Source organism: Marinobacter sp. AC-23 (genome assembly GCF_001858325.1).
In the GTDB taxonomy this organism is placed as follows: domain Bacteria; phylum Pseudomonadota; class Gammaproteobacteria; order Pseudomonadales; family Oleiphilaceae; genus Marinobacter.
On sequence record NZ_MBPP01000047.1, the window covers coordinates 46,550 to 64,202 of the forward strand.

A 17,653-nucleotide genomic window follows, 5' to 3' on the forward strand; every position below is an offset into this window, starting at 1 on the left:
TGATTGAGCAAGTTAACAACTGATTTTACTGAGGAGAAATAACATGGCTTCTGCACCTTGGGATGACCTTCTGCAGCTTGAAAAGCAACTGGATGAAACCGAGCGCCAGGTTCGGGACAGCATTCGCGGTTTCTGTGATCAACGTCTGATGCCAGGCATCATCGAGGCCAACCGCCATGAAAAGTTCGACCGCAATATCTTCAACGAGATGGGCGACCTGGGCATGCTCGGTGCCACCCTGCCAGAAGAATATGGCGGCCCTGGCCTCAATCACGTCTGTTACGGACTGATCGCCCGCGAAGTAGAGCGTGTCGATTCTGCATACCGTTCCGCTCTAAGCGTTCAGTCTTCACTGGTTATTCACCCGATTCATGCCTTTGGCCAGGAGGCCTGAAGAAGCGCATCCTGCCTAAGCTGGCCTCTGGCGAGATGGTTGGCTGTTTCGGCCTGACCGAGCCTAACCACGGCTCCGATCCTGGAGGCATGGAAACCCGCGCCAAGAAAGTGGACGGCGGCTACCTGCTGAGCGGATCCAAAACCTGGATTACCAACTCGCCTATCGCCGATGTGTGTGTGGTTTGGGCCAAGCTGGATGGCAAAGTGAGCGGCTTTGTTATCGAGCGTGAAGGCGCCAAAGGCCTGGAAACCCCGAAAATTCCTGGCAAGTTTTCACTCCGCGCATCAGACACCGGCTCTATCTTTATGGATGAGGTATTTGTACCGGATGAAAACAAGCTGGAAGTAGAGGGTTTGAAAGGCCCCTTCAGTTGCCTGAACAAGGCCCGTTTCGGCATCAGCTGGGGCTCCCTGGGCGCTGCTGAATTTTGTTGGCACGCAGCCCGCAGCTACACCCTTGAGCGCAAGCAGTTCGGCAGGCCTCTGGCTGCCAACCAGCTGATCCAGAAGAAGCTGGTAGACATGCAGACCGAAATCGCTCTGGGCCTGCAGGCCGTTCTGCAGCTGGGCCGCATGATGGATTCCGGTGACGCCACTCCGGATGCGATCTCTCTGCTCAAGCGCAACAACTGCGGCAAGGCTCTGGACATCGCACGGGTTGCCCGTGACATGCATGGCGGTAACGGTATATCCGACGAATACCACGTAATCCGTCACGTCATGAACCTCGAAGCTGTGAATACCTACGAAGGCACTCATGACGTTCACGCCCTGATTCTTGGCCGTGGCCAAACGGGAATCGCAGCGTTTAGCTGATACCAAAAAGCCCAACACGACGAGGCTAATCATGAACATGAACTACACCGCCGAGGAGCTCGCTTTCCGCAACGAAGTGCGGGCATTCCTGGATGAGAAACTGCCGGCAGACCTTGCCGCCAAAGTGAAGGGCTTCCGTCATCTGTCCAAAGAGGACCACCAGCTCTGGCAGAAGATTCTCTGTAAGCAAGGTTGGTACGCCACGCACTGGCCGGAAGAGTACGGCGGTGTGAAATGGACACCGATTCAGAAGCACATCTGGGATGAAGAGTCCTGCCGCTACGGCGTGCCCCGCTCTATTCCATTCGGCGTTAACATGGTGGCGCCCGTTATCATCAAATTTGGTAACGAAGAACAGAAACAGACCTACCTACCCCGCATTCTCAGCGGCGAAGACTGGTGGTGCCAAGGCTATTCAGAACCAGGTGCGGGCTCCGATCTGGCATCACTGAAAACCCGCGCCGTGCGCCAAGGCGACCACTACATTGTGAGTGGTCAGAAAACCTGGACCACCCTTGGTCAGTACGCCAACATGATTTTTTGCCTGGTACGCACCAACACCGAGGTAAAGGCACAGGAAGGCATCTCCTTTCTGTTGATCGACATGAACACACCAGGCATCACCGTACGCCCGATCATCACCCTCGATGGCGAGCACGAAGTGAACGAAGTCTTTTTTGAAGATGTAAAAGTTCCGGTTGAAAACCTGGTGGGTGAAGAAGATAAAGGCTGGACCTACGCCAAGTTCCTGCTGACGTACGAGCGCACAGGCCTGGCCGGCATCGGCTTGTCCAAAGCCGCGCTGTCTCACTTGAAAGCGCTGGCATCACGCCGCATCAAGAATGGCCGCCCGCTGATTGAAGACACAACATTCAGCCAGCGCATTGCCAAGGTTGAGATCGATTTGATGGCCGCAACCACCAGCAACCTGCGCATCATTGCGGCGGTTGAAGGCGGCGGAGTTCCCGGCGCTGAGAGCTCTATGCTGAAGGTTAAAGGCACAGAAATTCGCCAGGCTATTAACGACCTGGCACGCCGAGCCATTGGGCCTTATGCCATCCCGTTTGTGGAAGAAGAGCTAAGCCTCGATTACAAAGGCGAGTTCCTTTCAGACGAGAACGCCGCCCCCCTTTCGGCACAGTATTTCAACAACCGTAAGCTCTCGATTTTCGGCGGATCCAACGAGATCCAAAAAAATATCGTGTCGAAAATGATTCTCGGGCTTTAAGGAGACGACCATGGATTTCCGACTCAATGAAGAGCAGCAGATGCTGCAGGACACCGTGGCCCGTCTGGTGCGCGGTGAATACAGTTTTGAAAAGCGCCTGGAATTCAGTGAAACCGATGCCGGTTTCAGCGTTGATTTCTGGAAGCAGCTCAGCGAACTGGGGCTGACAGCCGTGCCTTTCGCAGAAGAGCTGGGCGGCTTCGGCGGTGGCGGAGTAGAAGTACAGTCTGTCATGACCGAACTGGGCCGCGGCCTGTGCCTGGAGCCATACCTGCAGTCCATTATTTTTGCGGGGGGCCTGATCAACCAGGCGGGCAACGCTAGCCAGAAAGAAACCTGGTTGAGCGGCATCGCCAGCGGCGAACTGCAAGCGGCGGTTGCGCTTCAGGAGCCCCAAAGTTTCTACGATCTGAACGACGTGGAAACCCGCGCTGAGAAAAACGACTCAGGCTACGTGCTCAATGGCCGAAAGGCTGTGGTGATTGGCGGACACTGTGCCGATATCATGCTGATATCCGCTCGCACCTCGGGTGATAGCCGTGATGCCGAAGGCATCAGCCTGTTTGCACTTAAAGCGGATACCGTTGGAATAGAGCGCCGGGTTTATCCCACCATCGACGGATCCAAGGGTTGCGACGTTACCCTGAACAATGTTCAGGTAAGTGCTGACGCCCTGCTGGGCGAAGAAGGCAGTGCCGCCGAGGTGATTGAGTATCAATCAGGCCGCGCCATTGCAGCGCTGTGTGCGGAAGCTGTGGGGGTTATGGAAATTGCCAACGAGCTGACGCTGGATTACCTCAAACAGCGCAAGCAGTTTGGCGTACCCATCGGCAAGTTTCAGGTACTTCAGCACCGCATGGTAGACATGATGTCTGAACTGGAACAGGCCCGCTCTATGGCGATCTTGGCAGCCAGCGTGGCAGACGAAGAACAGAGTACTGACCGCCGCCGCGTGCTGGCCGCAGCAAAAAATGTCATCGGCCGCAGCGGGCAGTTTATTTCAGAACAGGGTATACAATCTCATGGCGGCATCGGCATGACGTGGGAATATAACTTCGCCCACTACGCCAAGCGTCTGATCATGATCAACCACCAACTGGGTGATGACGATTTTCACCTGGAGCGCTACGCCGCCCTTTTACAGGCAAGCTAAGCCCCTGATCAGTGAGTCGGAGACCTCTCTCTGATCAACCAGAGGTCTTTTTCGGGGGTGGCTTGCCACCCCCTTTTTTATGCAAAATCAGAAACAAGGTGAACAACATGACAACAAACACCTCCAGTACCGAAGCAAATACACTGAAAGACGCAGAATGGCAGGTTCGCAGTGAGCTGGCGGCAGCTATCGTCTCGTTGCTCTGTTTGGGTGGGACGATCTGGTTTTCACGCACCTCTCTGCTCGGGTGCCTGGCCCCGAGCACCACTTCCTTATTAACCCCTACGGCCTACTTTTCCATGAGATTACCGCTTCGTCCCTGGTTAAAGTGGATAAAGATGGGCAGGTTGTGGCGGCCGGAGGGCTTGGCAGGGTGAACCCCGCCGGTTTTACCATCCACAGCGCCGTGCACATGGGTCGCGACGACGCAGGCGCCGTCATGCACCTTCATGCTCCCGATGGCGTGGCCGTGTCCGCTCACCGGGACGGTCTGTTGCCCCTGAGCCAGACGGCCATGCTTTGTCTTGACCACCTGAGCTACCACGATTACGAAGGCGTAGCACTGAATCTGGATGAGCGTGAGCGCCTGATACGAGATCTTGGCGACAAATCCATGATGATGCTGCGCAACCACGGCGTACTTACCGCAGGGAAAGACGTACCGGAAACCTTTACGTACCTGTACTTCTTGATGAAAGCCTGCGAGATACAGGTTAAAGCGCAAAGCTGTGGCCCTGTGTGGATGCCCTCCGAGCAAGCCATTCGTACAACTAAAGAACAGTCACAGTCCTTGGGCAGTGCCGCGAAGCTTACCTGGCCGGCACTGTTGCGCCTGCTGGACAGCAAAAGCCCAGGCTATGCAGTATAGGAAGGTTACAGTATGACTGAAATACATCTCGATGAACTGGACGGCCACAAAGGGCGTCTGTGTTGCTACAGCCCCTGGCTGACCATTACCCAGGAAATGGTCGGGGCATTTGCCGATGCTACGGGAGATCACCAGTGGATTCATGTGGACGTGGAGCGGGCAAAGCGGGAGTCTCCATGGAAAAGCCCGGTCGCCCATGGATATCTGACGGTATCGCTGATCGCCAGGCTCAACCCCCAAGCGCTGCGGGTAACGGGCACCAAGGCAACTATTAACTACGGAATGAACAAACTACGCTTTCCGGCGGCGGTGCCGGTGGGCTCGGACATCCGCACCAAGGTCGAACTGATAGGCGTTGAATCCGTGGGCGACAACAGAACACTGGCGATGTACAAAACCACGATAGAAATAGACGGCCAGGACAAACCGGCCTGCGTAGCAGAAAATCTTGCTATGTACGTAGTCTGAGCAAGGCTTTTGAGTGAGACCGCGTTATTCAGAGCCCGGCAAGCGGGCTCTGAATACTATCTGAATACCCTCTAAATACTATTCCCGACCTTCCAGGGCAGCACGCATCTTCAGAGTAACCAGCACCGTATTCAGGTGAGGTACTGCAATGCCACGGCGCTTGGCTAACGTCACCACGTTACCCAATACTGCCTCCCGCTCAATCGGGCGGTCGTTCAGATAATCCAGCGCCATACTGTTCTTGTAGGCAGGCATTTTGCGGGTGCCGTCGATGTTCTGATCAATCAACGCCTCATCCATGGGATAGCCTTCTGCCGCAGCTACCTCTATCACCTCACGCATCATGGCCCTGATCAGCTCTTCGCCGCCCGCTGTATCCAGAATGGTTCGAGTATCCGCACCGTTGGCAATAACAGACAAAGGGTTGAATGGGGTATTCCAGAGACACTTGCGCCAGCGCTCGCCTACAACACGTTCAGTCAGGTCGATCTTGATACCGCCGTCTATAAACAGTTGAGACAAAATGCGGCAGCTCTCATCAACACCTTCCGGATAACGCCCCATCACTAACTTGCCGTAAGCCTTATGCTCAACCACACCGGATTCTGTGCGGCTTGCGGCAATGAAGGCCAGGCAGCTTATAAGCGTGTTGTCCGGATAGGCATCGGCCAGCTCTTTTTCGATATCCAGACCGTTTTCGATCAGCACCAGACGGGTCTTCTCGCCCATCCAGGGCGCAACCAGTGCAACCCGATCCTCACCGGGCAGAACTTTCACGCACAGAATCAGAAAGTCTGGTGTTTCTTCAGGCAAGTCACCATCGCGGTATACATGATCCGGCTCGTAGGACAGGTCTCCGAGCGGGCTTGTGATACGAATACCCTGGGCTTTGACCGCATCATAATCTGAGCGCAACACAGTGCTCACGGAACAACCGGCTTGCTTCAGAATGGCACCGTAGAAGCTACCAATAGCTCCGGCACCTACAATCAGAATACTGGGTTTATTATTCATGATCAGTCCCTTCCTTTCCATTCTTCTTCCTGAAGCGCTCGCCACATCAATTTGCCCGTGGGGGACTTTGGCAAGGTACTCGAAAATTCAACTATGGTGGGTATTTTATAGGCCGCCATCTGTTCCTTGCACCACCCCGTAATATCCTCAACGCTGGTGTTGCCTTCCGCTTCAGGTGTGAGCACGATACAGGCCTTCACCGTCTCACCACGTTTGGGATCCGGGGCCGAAATAATGCACAGCTCCTGAATGGCAGGATGTCGATACATCAGGCTCTCAACTTCCGAAGGCCACACTTTGAATCCGGAGGCGTTGATCATTCGCTTAAGGCGATCAACCATGAAAAAGTAACCCTCTTCGTCGTAATACGCGAGATCGCCGGTGCGGAAGAAACGCTTGCCGTCAATTTCGATGAACGCCGCATCGGTTTCGGCCGGCCGATTCCAGTAGCCGATGGTCACCTGCGGGCCACAGGAAACGATCTCACCGGTTTCACCCGGCCCTTTCTCTTCCAGAGTATCCACATCAATAATCCGGCTATCCACATCAAACACGGGTATACCCAAACACTGGGCTTTGGGCATCGCGTTAGGGTTGATGTGGGTTGCGGCCATGGTTTCTGACAGACCATAGCCCTCAATGTAGTTGAGCCCCGTCAGCCTTTTGAGCTTTTCCGCAACGGCGCCGGGCATGGCGGCACCTCCGCCGCCAATCATCTTGAGGCTGGAGAGGTCGTACTTGTCGATATCCGGATTGGAAAGAAAGTCCACCGCCATGGTCACGATGTTGGTCCAGGCGGAGACCTTGTAGCGTTCAATGAGCCTTGATGCGGTGGTGCGATTCCAGCGCGTCATAATCACCGCTGTGGAGCCAGCAAAAATCGGCCCGTTCATGGAGCCGGTCATGCCGGTTACATGGAAAAACGGCAGGGTGGCCAACTGCACGCTGTCGCAAGTGCTCAAGTTCCAGAACACACGGTGTACCGCCGTTGCCATCACCGAACGATGAGTGTGCATACAGCCTTTTGGTGCACCGGTTGTACCAGAGCTATAGGGGAAGACTGCCAGATCGTCCGGGCCTGCCGTATGTTCTTGAGGCTAAGGCCTGCCGCCATAGCGTTCTCCCAGCTTATTAGGCCCGGAGCAGCGCCCGACCAGGCCGGGCTTGCGACTTCCGCAGGCAGATCCAGGTCGGTATCAGGCTTGATGTAGGTGCTGTAAGAGGCCACCACGATCTGTTCCAGATCGGTGTTCACCAGCAGCGGCGTAATGTATTCAGCCAGCTCCTGACCTGCCAGGCATACCGCCGAGCCCGTATCCGCAATATAGTGTTCCAGCTCTGCGGCCCGGTTCATCGGGTTTATCGGGATTACCACGGCATCTGCCCGCAGAATGGCGTAGTAGGAAATCACATACTGCGGCGAGTTCTGCATATACAGCAGCACCCGATCGCCTTTTTTCACACCCTGCGCCTGCAGGTAACCTGCCATGGCCTCCACTTCCGCCAGCAGCCGACGGTAGGTGATGAACGCATCGTAGAAAATGATGGCTGTGTGGTCGGGATAGCGCAGGGCCGAGATTTCCAGATTGGTGAAAACGCTGGTTTTCGGCAGAGTCATGGTCTTGGGCAACTCTTTAGGCCAGACCGCATAGTGGCGTGTGAACATGGACATTGTTCTCTCCAGGTTTAAATCAGTCTGTCTGCAGGGCAGACAAATCAAATTCTTTGGTATCCCCGGGGAGGGGGCCTTCGTGTCGCAGGGGTGTAATGGCAATCGCCCTATCTCTCAGCACGGCTACGTCGGAATCGGGCGCTACAATATGCAGGGAGCTGCGATCAAAACCCAGCCACCAGTAAGGCAAACTTCGGGCGTCCCTGCCTGCCTGCAGGCGGGCTTGCTGAATGGAACCGTTGGACTGTTTACACCAGCGAGCAGAGACAATTTCCCCGGCTTCGCAGGCCGGAAAATTCACGTTCCAGGCCCGTGTTTCACCCGGCTGCCACAGCCTGCGTATTATCGCTTCACCAAAGCGCTCGACGGGCGCCCATTGAATACCGTCTCTCGACAGAAAAGCCTGGCTCAGGGCAATAGCTGGAATGTTCATGTGCTGAGCGCTGAGTACCGCACCAACCGTGCCCGAATACTGCACCGAATCGCTGATATTGGCACCGCAGTTGACACCAGACAACACAAGATCCGGAGGCGTTTCATCAAACCAATGCGCAAGAGAATAAAGCACGCAGTCCGCCGGAGTGCCGGAAACCGCATAGCGCTTGTCCCCGGTTTCGTAAACACGTAAAGGATCATGTATGGAGATGCTCTGGCCCGCACCACTGCGGTCGTGCTCCGGAGCAACGATCCAGACTTCTTCTGCCAGATTGCGTGCAATCTTTTCCAGCCGCTCCAGTCCCGGGGCGTTAATGCCGTCGTCGTTGGTAATGAGGATGCGCCGAACAATGGGTGCTGTCATGTCTGTTCTCCTGCACTGGCTATTTTCCAGCCGGTTTCGGCCAGCAGGCTGGCACGCTTACCCACTTCCAGGGCATTGGCGTTGGCGGCGTTACCGTCCAGCGCGCGCTTGTAGACACCTTGGACGATAGAAGCTAACCGGAACAGCGAAAACGCAAGATACACGTGCCAGTCGGTAATGCCTTTACGGCCTGTTTTGGCGCAGTAACGAGCAATGGTTTCTTGCTCATCCGGGATGCCCAGTGCTTCAAGGTCTTCTCCCTGGAGTCCGCGCATACCCGGCATATCCGATGGCAGATGATAAGGCAGGCAGTAGTATGCCAGGTCCGCCAGCGGGTGCCCAAGCGTAGAAAGCTCCCAATCCAGAACGGCGATCACTTCGGGCTTGTCCGGAGCCAGCATCAGGTTGCCGAAGCGATAGTCACCGTGGGCGATGGCGCACTCATCGGTCGAAGGCAGGTTTTCGGGCAACCATGCCATTAGTTTGTCCATGGCGGGCATATCGTCGGTTTTGGCCGCCAGGTACTGTTTGCTCCAGCGCGAAACCTGGCGCGCCACATAGCCTTCCGGGCGACCGTAATCGCCAAGGCCAACGGCATTCACATCAACGGAATGCAGCTCTGCGAGTGTGTCGATGGCGGAGTGGTGAGCTGGCAACCTTTCCTGACGATTCAGCTCTCGCAGGGCGGAATGGCTGACAATGCGACCTTCCAGAAAATCCATTACGTAGAACGGAGTACCGATGATGTCGCTGTCTTCACACAGGACTCTGGCCTTGGGCACCGGAAAGTTGGTGTTGTCTGAGAGTGCCCGGATTACCTTGTACTCTCTCTCGACCATGTGAGCAGAGGGCAGAGTTTTTCCGGGTGGTTTTTTGCGCAGGACGTAGCGGCCGCTGTCGGTGTCCAACAGATACGTGGGGTTGGACTGACCGCCCTGGAACTGTTTTACCTCAAGGCGGTTACCGAAGCCCGGCATGGCTTGCTGGAGCCAGGACAGGAGCCTGGCTTCGTCGAATTTGTGGGCTGGGAGGACGGTTACCAGCTCTGGGGTTATGCTCATTGTTTTTGTTGCCTTTAGTTATCAGGTGGCGGCCTTTGTTTGGGGGCAGCGGTCTGCGGGTGGTGAGGCTTTTTCTTTCGGAAAAAACAACTCGCTGCGCTCAGACATTTTTTTCCTGCAGAAAAGCCTCACCACCCACAGCCCTTGGCGGAATTCAGTGCTTACTCGCTTAACAGATGGTTTCGCCGCCGTCGGCTACTATGGTTTGGCCAGTTATGTAGGCGCTGGCTTTGGTTGACAGGAATACAGCCAGGCCGGCGATGTCTACGGGGTCGCCGATTCTTCTTAGTGGGGTCTTATCTTCGGCACGTTTAACACGAACGGGGTCTTCCCAGAGTGCCTTGGCGAAGTCGGTTTTGATCAGGCCCGGGGCGATGCTGTTAATGCGGATGCCTTTTGGGCCCCATTCCACAGCTAGGTTTCTCGCCAGTGCGGCTTCTGCTGCTTTGGATACACCGTAGGTACCGATGGTGGTGTTACCACGAATTCCGGCGATGCTGGACAGCATCACAACGGCACCCTCGCCTTTCTCTGCCATCTGCGGCAGCACCATGTTGGTGAGCCAGAAGGAACCTTTAACGTTGGTGTCCATGATCTTGTCCCAGGCCTCGTCGGTCATTGCGGAGGTGGGGCCATAGACTGGATTGGTGGCAGCGTTGCATACGAGCACGTCGATACTGCCCCAGGCTTCGATGGTTTTGTTCACCAGGTTCTGCAGATCGTCTTTTTTGCCAACGTGGCAGGGTATCGCTATGGCTTCATAGCCTTGGGCTTTCAGTTCATCCGCCACCCGCTCGCAGGCCTCGGCCTTGCGGCTGGAGATAACAACTTTCGCGCCCAGGCGAGCCATTTCTTCGGCGATTGAAAGGCCGATGCCTTTAGTGGAACCCGTGATCAGGGCCACCTTACCGGTCATATCAAAAAGTGGGTTGTTCATCATCTGATCCTCATACTCAATGCTTGGGTCATTGAGGGAAGAGCTCTTCCCTCAATGACCTCGGTCTGATCAGCGGTACTGACGCAGTTCAATTTTGGCGACGGAATCCAGATGCACTTCATCCGGGCCATCCGCCAATCGCAAAGTCCGAACCTTGGCCCAGGCTGACGCGAGGAAGGTGTCCTGGCTCACACCGGCACCACCGTGCACCTGAATGGCACGGTCGAGCACTTTCAAAGCCATGCTCGGAGCAATCACCTTGATCATGGCGATTTCCTGACGGGCTACCTTATTACCCACGGTATCCATCATGTGCGCTGCTTTCAGCGTCAACAGTCGCGCCTGCTCGATCTCGATGCGACTACGGGCAATGTCCTTACGGATAGAATCAAAGCTGGACAGCGGCTTGCCGAATGCCTCGCGCTCGTTGGCACGCTTACACATCAGCTCCAACGCACGCTCAGCCACACCAATAGTGCGCATGCAGTGGTGAATGCGACCTGGCCCAAGACGACCCTGGGCGATTTCAAAACCACGCCCTTCACCCAGTAGCATATTGGTAACAGGAACCCGCACGTTTTCGTAATGAACCTCTGCATGACCGTGAGGTGCGTGATCATAACCAAACACTGTCAGCGGGCGGACCAGCTTCACGCCGGGCGCATCCAACGGCACCAGAATCATGGATTGCTGCTGATGCTTGGGCGCTGTCGGATCGGTCTTGCCCATTACGATGGCAATTTTTGCCGAGGTCGTCATGGCACCTGAGGACCACCACTTTTTGCCGTTGATCACATATTCATCGCCTTCGCGCCGAATTTCACAGGCAATATTGGTGGCATCAGAGGAGGCCACATCCGGCTCGGTCATGGAGAAACATGAACGGATTTCACCCGCCAGCAAAGGCTTAAGCCACTGCTCCTGCTGCTCTTCATTACCGTACCGGGCGATGGTTTCCATGTTACCGGTATCCGGTGCGGAGCAATTGAACACTTCCGGGGCCATTTCAGAACGGCCCATGATTTCGCATAGATGGGCGTATTCAAAGTTGGTCAGACCCGCTCCCAGATCGCTCTCCGGCAGGAACAGGTTCCAAAGGCCTTCGGCCTTCGCCTTCGCCTTCAGTTCTTCGGTGATCGGAACCGGTGCCCATCGGTTCTCTGCCTTTTCAACCTGTTCGTGATGTGTGGACTCGTTCGGATAAATGTACGCATCCATGAACTCGATCAACTGCGCCTGCAGTTTTTTTGCTTTGTCAGACAACTCGAACATGTCGATTTCCTCTTGGACATTGAATCGTTAACCGGCCTTTGCAGCCGATCTGTTTTTTTGTTCTATGCATTGAAAATCAAATAGGGACGCCTTCGGGCTTGTCACTGCCAGATCGGATCCGGAACGTACCTTCGGCGATGGCAAGCAGGTTGCCTTTGTCGTCATGAACTTCACCGGTACTGTTGAAAATTCGCGTACCACCGGCCCGCTTGCGCCCGGTCACACGAATGGCTCCGCTGGAGCACTGGCCGGTGAACGTAGTGGTCAAAGACAATGTGATGGCTTTACGCATCCGCCCCGGAAAGGGGCAGTATGTGCCGGCTTGGGCCATAGCTATATCAAGCAGCGACGTAAGCACACCTCCGTGAATGACACCACCAAGGTTAAGATGCCGTGGCTGAAGCTCCAGTTTAATAACCGCTTCGTTTTCCTCCCAGAAAGCCTGACGGTATCCGAGCAGGTTATGAAAGCCTGGCAGTTCTGTACCATCGACGTATGCACCATCAACATCAGGGGATTCTTGCTTACTCATTACACTTTCATTCCTGGCAGATTCAAAGACGCGGTATTTCCGCCATCCACAGGCAGCGCCTGACCGGTGATATAGCTGGCATCGTCACTGGCAAAAAACAGAATAGCCGCTGCGATCTCTTCCGGCTCGCCGTAACGGCGCAGTTCGCAGCGACCGCCTAGCTTGTGGGCTTTTTCATGAGCTCGAGCGTAATCAAACACCACTCGTGTCATACCGGTCTCAACCAGGCCCGGGCAGACAGCGTTTACCCGGATATTGTGATCGCCAAGATCACACGCAGCGGTCATAGTGAGGTTGATCACGCCAGCCTTAGAGGCGCTATAGGCATTGCCTCCTGCGCCGGAGCGGATACCGGCAACCGAAGCTGTATTGACAATGGAACCGAGTTTGCGAGCCTGCATGTGCGGCGCGACATGCTTAATGAGCAGCATGGTGCCAACCAGATTAACCGACAACACCTTGTCCCACTCGTCTCGCTCGTTTTCGGTTACCGGTGGATAGCCTTTCCCTGTACTGGCGATACCAGCGATGTTGCACAGGATGTCAATTTTCCCGAACGCCTCTATGGCTTCGCTTACCAGGTCTTTCACCTGAGCCTCATCCGCAACGTTGACGAGGCGACGGAGGTGCTCAGCCCCTTCGGGCATTAGATTCCCGGTTTCAATCAGGCCCGATTCGGACGTATCCGCCATAACCACCTGGGCACCCTCACGCGCCAGTCGCAAGGCAGTCGCCCGACCTATCCCGCTGCCTGCTCCGGTGACAATAGCCACCCGACCATCAAATCGACTCATCCCGCTACTCCTTGTGCATCAGTTGTGTATCTGGTTTTATTATTACGCTGGCGGTTTTGCTTTCACATTAATTTGTCATGACTTCCGCTTTTGAGTCAATATAATCGGAAGTAAATTTCACTAGTCAAAACACAATAGCAGCATAAGGCACAAAAATGAAAAGTAACCTTAGCGAAATGCCGGTGTACGCACCCATAACCCAAAATGAACCCATGGAGGCCATCGGCCACCGGATACAAGGGTTTGCAATCACTCGCGCGGATCACCCCGCGTTGATCAGTGAACAAGGCAGCGTAAGCTGGCGGGCTCTACTGAATCAGGCCAACCAGATCGCCAATCGCCTGCGAGATGCCGGCCTACAACCTGGTGACTCAGTTGCAGCCCTATCGGAAAACAACACGAATTACATCGCCCTGTATCTTGGCGTACTGACCGCAGGCGGCTGCATGGTACCCCTTTCAGGTATGGCCAGCGCCGAAGCACTGGGCCTGATGCTGTCCGATTGCAGTGCACAATTTCTATTTGTGTCGCAGAAAAACCGGGATCTCCTTCACAGCTTTCGGGCCGGGCTGCAGGATCTATCGGACGACCGTATTGTTGCCATGGATGACGACAGTAAAGGGATTGGCCAGACACTGAGAGACTGGCTTGGCCATGCCTCAGCTGAGGCCCGCCCAGCAGACGTATCGCTGGATGACGCTTTTAACATCATCTATAGCTCCGGCACCACCGGCACGCCAAAAGGTATCCTTCACGATTACAGATTCCGCCAGCGGCAGATGGAACGCATGAGCCGCTACGGGCTGGATGGCGATGCCATTAATCTGGTCTCAACGCCACTCTATTCCAACACCACACTGGTTTCGGTGTTGCCCACGCTGTTCCACGGCGGCACTCTGGTGGTGATGGCGAAGTTTGACGCCCGGCGGTTTCTGCAGCTGGCTGAAACGCATCGTGTGACCCACGCTATGCTGGTACCGGTGCAGTACCAGAGGATTCTGGCTGACGCGGAATTTGACCGCTTTGATCTTTCCAATTTCAAGCTGAAACTTTGCACCAGCGCACCCCTGAGGCCGGAAGTGATAGCCGATGCTATCGCACGCTGGCCCGGCAACCTACGGGAGGTTTACGGCCTCACGGAGGGCGGGATTTCCACCAGCCTCGATTGTGCCGCGCACCCGGACAAATGGAGCTCGGTAGGCATACCGACTGAAGGCGCGGAAGTGCGCGTGATCGACGAAGATGGCTGCGAGCTGTCGAAAGGCGAAACCGGAGAGCTCGTTGGCCGTGCGATTTCCATGATGCGGGGCTACGTGAACCGGCCTGAGCAAACTCAGGAAATGCTTTGGGAAAGTCCTGAGGGCGACATGTTCTATCGCAGCGGAGATATGGGGCGAATCGACGAGGACGGTTTTATCCATATTCTCGATCGTCGCAAGGACATGATTATTTCTGGTGGGTTCAACATTTACGCGGTCGATCTTGAAAAGGTGCTATTGGCGCATCCTGCGGTGGACGATGCGGCGGTTATCGGCATTCCAAGCGAACAATGGGGTGAAACTCCTCTGGGCCTGGTCGTTCTCAAGCCCGGGCACCAGGATTCCGGGCCTATGATACTCGAATGGGCCAACGGGCAGCTGGGCAAAAGCCAGCGCATTTCCACTATCGAGCTCCGGGAGGAACTCCCCCGCTCCACGATAGGTAAGGTTCTGAAGCGAGAGCTGCGCGCCCCTTACTGGCAAACGATCACGCATTAATCCCGGTCAGCGCCGGGTCAGCTTATCCAGAGCGGCCCGGCAATCCTCCGATCGAAGCCGCTCAGAAAACACCTCACGCTCCCGCTCTAACGCTTGTTTTATCTGCTCACGCCAAGGAGCACGGATCAGTCGCTTGCTGGCTCGCAGAGCTTCACGAGGTTTGTTTGCCAAGCTTGCGGCAAGTGCCAGCGCTTCAACCAATGCCTGCCCATCATCCACAACCCGGCTTACTAGCCGCATTCTTTGGCATCGTTGCCATTGATTACCACGCCCAACAACAGTAAATCAGTGGCTCTGCGGGATCCGAGGTGCAAGGGCATGGTTACCGTCGATGCGGCCTCCGGAACCAACCCGAGATCCACAAACGCCGTTTTGAATTTCGCACTCTGTGCAGCTACCACAACATCCACGTGCAACAGCAAAGTGGTGCCAATACCGATAGCCAAACCTTCAACAGCAGCTATAACCGGCGTATCGCAATCCATCAGCGACTCAATAAACGCCAGCCCGGCGGAAGGCTCCGGGTTTTCATCCGTGGCCCGGGCACGGAAATCATCCAGATCATTTCCAGCAGTAAACACCCCCCCCCGCTCCTGAGATTACAATAGCGCTGACTGTCTCGTCACTGTTGGCGCGGAGAATGGAATCACTCATCTGCTGGTACATATCCCGGGTCAGGGCGTTCTTCTTCTCGGGCCGATTAATAACGAGTTGGAGCACACCTTGAGACTGCCGACTTTCAATCATTGGACTATCCTTATAAAGAACATTCTGTGGTCTACGCATAAAACATCCTATTGCAAAAGCCCAATCATGTGATAGATTCAGAAAACATAAAATCACCCTGCAGTCGCCAGTTCTGCACAGTGAAACAAAAACAAGTGTCATTACACAACGAACGAGGCCCAGTCATGAATCTCTTCGCTAAAGCACGAAAAAACCTCACGGTTTACGCGTCAGCCCTTACCATCGGGGTTTCCGCTGTCCTAAGCGCTGCGCCTGCAGCAGCCCAAGAGACGTTTACTTGGAAAGTGCAATCCCACTGGCCCGGCGCCAGCAGTTCCTACACTGACAGCCTGGGAAGGTTGCAGCGAGTCCTGGACGAGCGCACAGACGGGCGCCTGAAGCTAAAACTTTATGAAGCCGGCGCTCTCTTCAAAGCCCAGGAAATCTTCAATGCCGTGAGCCGCGGCATTCTGGAAATGGGCACAATCTCTCCCTCCTATGCCCAAGACAAAGTTTCCCTTGCCGGCATCGCCTCCGGCTTGCCCTTTGCGTTCCGCAACGTCTGGGAGGCTGAATACTTCCACCAGGGCATGGGTTTTGAGCAGATGCTCCGTGATGAGGCGGCAGAGCACGACGTTTACTGGGCGACAGACAAGGTGTATCCCACCGAGATGGTCATCAAAAAGCCTATCAAAAACTGGGAAGATTTCACCAGTCTGAAAATTCGCTCTTCCGGTGTTCTGCAAAAATTCCTGACCGAAGCGGGTGCTGCAGCGTCTTATATTCCAGGTAGCGAGCTTTACTCGGCAATGGACTCAGGTATCGTTGATGGTGCCCATTGGGGCGCCGCTCAGGGTGCTGCCAGCATGGGCTTGTATGAAGTGGCCAAGTACCACGTTCAACCAGCCTGAACATCGCGGGTACGGATGTCATCGTTGTCAGCATGAAAGCGCTGAACAAGTTGCCGGCAGACATGCAGAAAATCGTCAAGGATGCGCTCGATGAGCAATTCTGGATTCGTACGAACGAATACCTTTATAAAGAGCGTGTCACCCTGGCCAAAGTCATCGCCGAACAGGGCGTGCAAGTAAACGTTCTGCCCAGTGAAGTTCAGGACAGGCTGGTAAAGACAGCTCAGGTAATGTGGGACGAGGAAGGCGAACGCAGTGCCAACGCCAAGAAGGCGCTGGACATGCTGAAAGGCTATCTGGCCGAACTCGGCTACCTCTAAACCCCGAGATCAAATAAGTGATACCGGCCGGAGTCTTTGACGTCCGGCCTTTTTATCCCTGAAAAAACCCAACATCCGCCCGGAGAATGCCATGAGTGTGCTTACCGCATTCATAAGAGGAGTTACCCGTCTTAATGACTTTGTCGGGCGCTGGATAGCCCTGCTCATTTTTGCCATGTTCGCGTTCCTGTTGCTGGAGGTGGGCTTCCGTTATCTGCTGAACGCACCCACGGTCTGGACCAACGAGCTCACCCAGATGCTGTTCGGCGTTTATGCGGTCATGTCCGGAGGCTACATTATGGCCCATCGAGGCCATGTCAATGTCGACCTTCTGCATTCGCAGTTATCGCCCCGAAAGCGCGCGTGCATGGACATCGTCACCTCATCGATATTTTTCATTTTTACCCTTGCCCTGCTGTGGTTCGGCATTGATATAGCCAGCGAATCCATAGCTGGCTGGGAGACGTCTTACTCTGCCTGGAACCCGCCGGTCTGGCCGGTCAAGCTTGCCATTCCTATTGGAACAGGGCTGCTGGTACTTCAGGGTCTCGCCAAGCTTCTTGAAGACATCGCCATAGCATTCAACCTGAATTACTACCGCCCGGAACACAGCGTTTCTGAAGGAGAGCAGTCGTGAGTATTGAAATTCTGACCTTGCTGTTTTTTGGTTCGCTGCTGTTCTTATTGCTTCTGGGTTTGCCGCTGGTTTTTGTTCTCGGTGGCGTTTCTGTGATCTTTCTTTATTTCACCTGGGGATTCGATTCCTTCTATATGGTGGCTGCGCAGATCCTGGGCACCATGGGCAGTTTTACGCTAGTTGCCATACCACTTTTCGTGTTCATGGCCATGGTTCTGGAGCGAACCGGTGTCGCAAGGGATTTGTACCGGATGATGCAACTGTGGTTTGGCGGCCTTCGCGGCGGCCTGGC

At 55.1% G+C, this 17,653-nt stretch carries 14 protein-coding genes and 5 pseudogenes; 9 read left to right on the forward strand and 10 right to left on the reverse strand.

The window, feature by feature from the left end:
• The first annotated feature begins 43 nt into the window (after window positions 1-43).
• From BCA33_RS15265 to BCA33_RS15285, 5 genes and pseudogenes are all read left to right on the forward strand, one after another.
• Window positions 44-1,212, forward strand: a pseudogene (locus BCA33_RS15265) (acyl-CoA dehydrogenase).
• A 31-nt stretch (window positions 1,213-1,243) separates the two neighbouring features.
• Window positions 1,244-2,440: an acyl-CoA dehydrogenase family protein gene (locus BCA33_RS15270; protein ID WP_071267191.1), complete on the forward strand. Its 1,197-nt coding sequence runs from the start codon at window positions 1,244-1,246 to the stop codon at window positions 2,438-2,440.
• A 10-nt stretch (window positions 2,441-2,450) separates the two neighbouring features.
• A complete protein-coding gene (locus tag BCA33_RS15275) occupies window positions 2,451-3,593 on the forward strand; it encodes an acyl-CoA dehydrogenase family protein (RefSeq protein ID WP_071267193.1) in 1,143 nt (380 codons plus the stop codon).
• Window positions 3,594-3,700: 107 nt separating this feature from the next.
• Window positions 3,701-4,461 (forward strand): annotated as a pseudogene (locus BCA33_RS15280) (class II aldolase/adducin family protein).
• 12 nt (window positions 4,462-4,473) lie between these two features.
• Window positions 4,474-4,929, forward strand: coding sequence for a MaoC family dehydratase (locus tag BCA33_RS15285; RefSeq protein WP_071267195.1), 456 nt, complete (start codon window positions 4,474-4,476; stop codon window positions 4,927-4,929).
• 78 nt (window positions 4,930-5,007) lie between these two features.
• Here the strand turns inward: BCA33_RS15285 and BCA33_RS15290 are convergent, their stop codons facing one another.
• The 8 genes and pseudogenes from BCA33_RS15290 to BCA33_RS15325 form a co-directional block, all read right to left on the reverse strand.
• Window positions 5,008-5,943: a ketopantoate reductase family protein gene (locus BCA33_RS15290; protein ID WP_071267197.1), complete on the reverse strand. Its 936-nt coding sequence runs from the start codon at window positions 5,941-5,943 to the stop codon at window positions 5,008-5,010.
• 2 nt (window positions 5,944-5,945) lie between these two features.
• Window positions 5,946-7,609, reverse strand: a pseudogene (locus BCA33_RS15295) (long-chain fatty acid--CoA ligase).
• 25 nt (window positions 7,610-7,634) lie between these two features.
• Window positions 7,635-8,414, reverse strand: a complete 780-nt coding sequence (gene surE / locus BCA33_RS15300) for a 5'/3'-nucleotidase SurE (RefSeq protein ID WP_071267199.1) — start codon at window positions 8,412-8,414, stop codon at window positions 7,635-7,637.
• Window positions 8,411-9,475, reverse strand: a complete 1,065-nt coding sequence (locus tag BCA33_RS15305; RefSeq protein WP_071267201.1) for a phosphotransferase — start codon at window positions 9,473-9,475, stop codon at window positions 8,411-8,413. The genes surE and BCA33_RS15305 overlap by 4 nt, the downstream gene beginning before the upstream one ends.
• Window positions 9,476-9,644: 169 nt before the next feature.
• Window positions 9,645-10,412, reverse strand: a complete 768-nt coding sequence (locus BCA33_RS15310) for an SDR family NAD(P)-dependent oxidoreductase (RefSeq protein WP_071267203.1) — start codon at window positions 10,410-10,412, stop codon at window positions 9,645-9,647.
• Window positions 10,413-10,481: 69 nt separating this feature from the next.
• On the reverse strand, window positions 10,482-11,690 hold the full coding sequence (locus BCA33_RS15315) for an acyl-CoA dehydrogenase family protein (protein ID WP_254774469.1): 1,209 nt from the start codon (window positions 11,688-11,690) through the stop codon (window positions 10,482-10,484).
• Between the two features lie 70 nt (window positions 11,691-11,760).
• Window positions 11,761-12,216: a PaaI family thioesterase gene (locus tag BCA33_RS15320; RefSeq protein WP_071267207.1), complete on the reverse strand. Its 456-nt coding sequence runs from the start codon at window positions 12,214-12,216 to the stop codon at window positions 11,761-11,763.
• On the reverse strand, window positions 12,216-13,010 hold the full coding sequence (locus tag BCA33_RS15325; RefSeq protein WP_071267209.1) for an SDR family NAD(P)-dependent oxidoreductase: 795 nt from the start codon (window positions 13,008-13,010) through the stop codon (window positions 12,216-12,218). The genes BCA33_RS15320 and BCA33_RS15325 overlap by 1 nt, the downstream gene beginning before the upstream one ends.
• Window positions 13,011-13,165: 155 nt before the next feature.
• On the opposite strand from BCA33_RS15325, the gene BCA33_RS15330 reads away from it, so the two are divergent.
• Entirely contained in the window at window positions 13,166-14,767 is a 1,602-nt protein-coding gene (locus BCA33_RS15330) for a class I adenylate-forming enzyme family protein (RefSeq protein ID WP_071267211.1), read from the forward strand.
• A gap of 6 nt (window positions 14,768-14,773) precedes the next feature.
• Here the strand turns inward: BCA33_RS15330 and BCA33_RS22080 are convergent, their stop codons facing one another.
• Together BCA33_RS22080 and BCA33_RS22895 are read right to left on the reverse strand one after the other, a co-directional pair.
• Window positions 14,774-15,007: a hypothetical protein gene (locus BCA33_RS22080; RefSeq protein WP_254774463.1), complete on the reverse strand. Its 234-nt coding sequence runs from the start codon at window positions 15,005-15,007 to the stop codon at window positions 14,774-14,776.
• A pseudogene (locus tag BCA33_RS22895) lies at window positions 14,998-15,655 on the reverse strand (enoyl-CoA hydratase-related protein). The gene BCA33_RS22080 and the pseudogene BCA33_RS22895 overlap by 10 nt, the downstream one beginning before the upstream one ends.
• 23 nt (window positions 15,656-15,678) lie before the next feature.
• Between BCA33_RS22895 and dctP the strand changes: the two are divergent.
• From dctP to BCA33_RS15350, 3 genes and pseudogenes are all read left to right on the forward strand, one after another.
• Window positions 15,679-16,724 (forward strand): annotated as a pseudogene (gene dctP / locus BCA33_RS15340) (TRAP transporter substrate-binding protein DctP).
• Window positions 16,725-16,815: 91 nt separating this feature from the next.
• Entirely contained in the window at window positions 16,816-17,361 is a 546-nt protein-coding gene (locus BCA33_RS15345; RefSeq protein WP_071267213.1) for a TRAP transporter small permease subunit, read from the forward strand.
• A partial coding sequence (locus BCA33_RS15350) for a TRAP transporter large permease subunit (RefSeq protein WP_139173029.1) occupies window positions 17,358-17,653 on the forward strand: 296 nt, incomplete at its 3' end. The genes BCA33_RS15345 and BCA33_RS15350, both read left to right, overlap by 4 nt.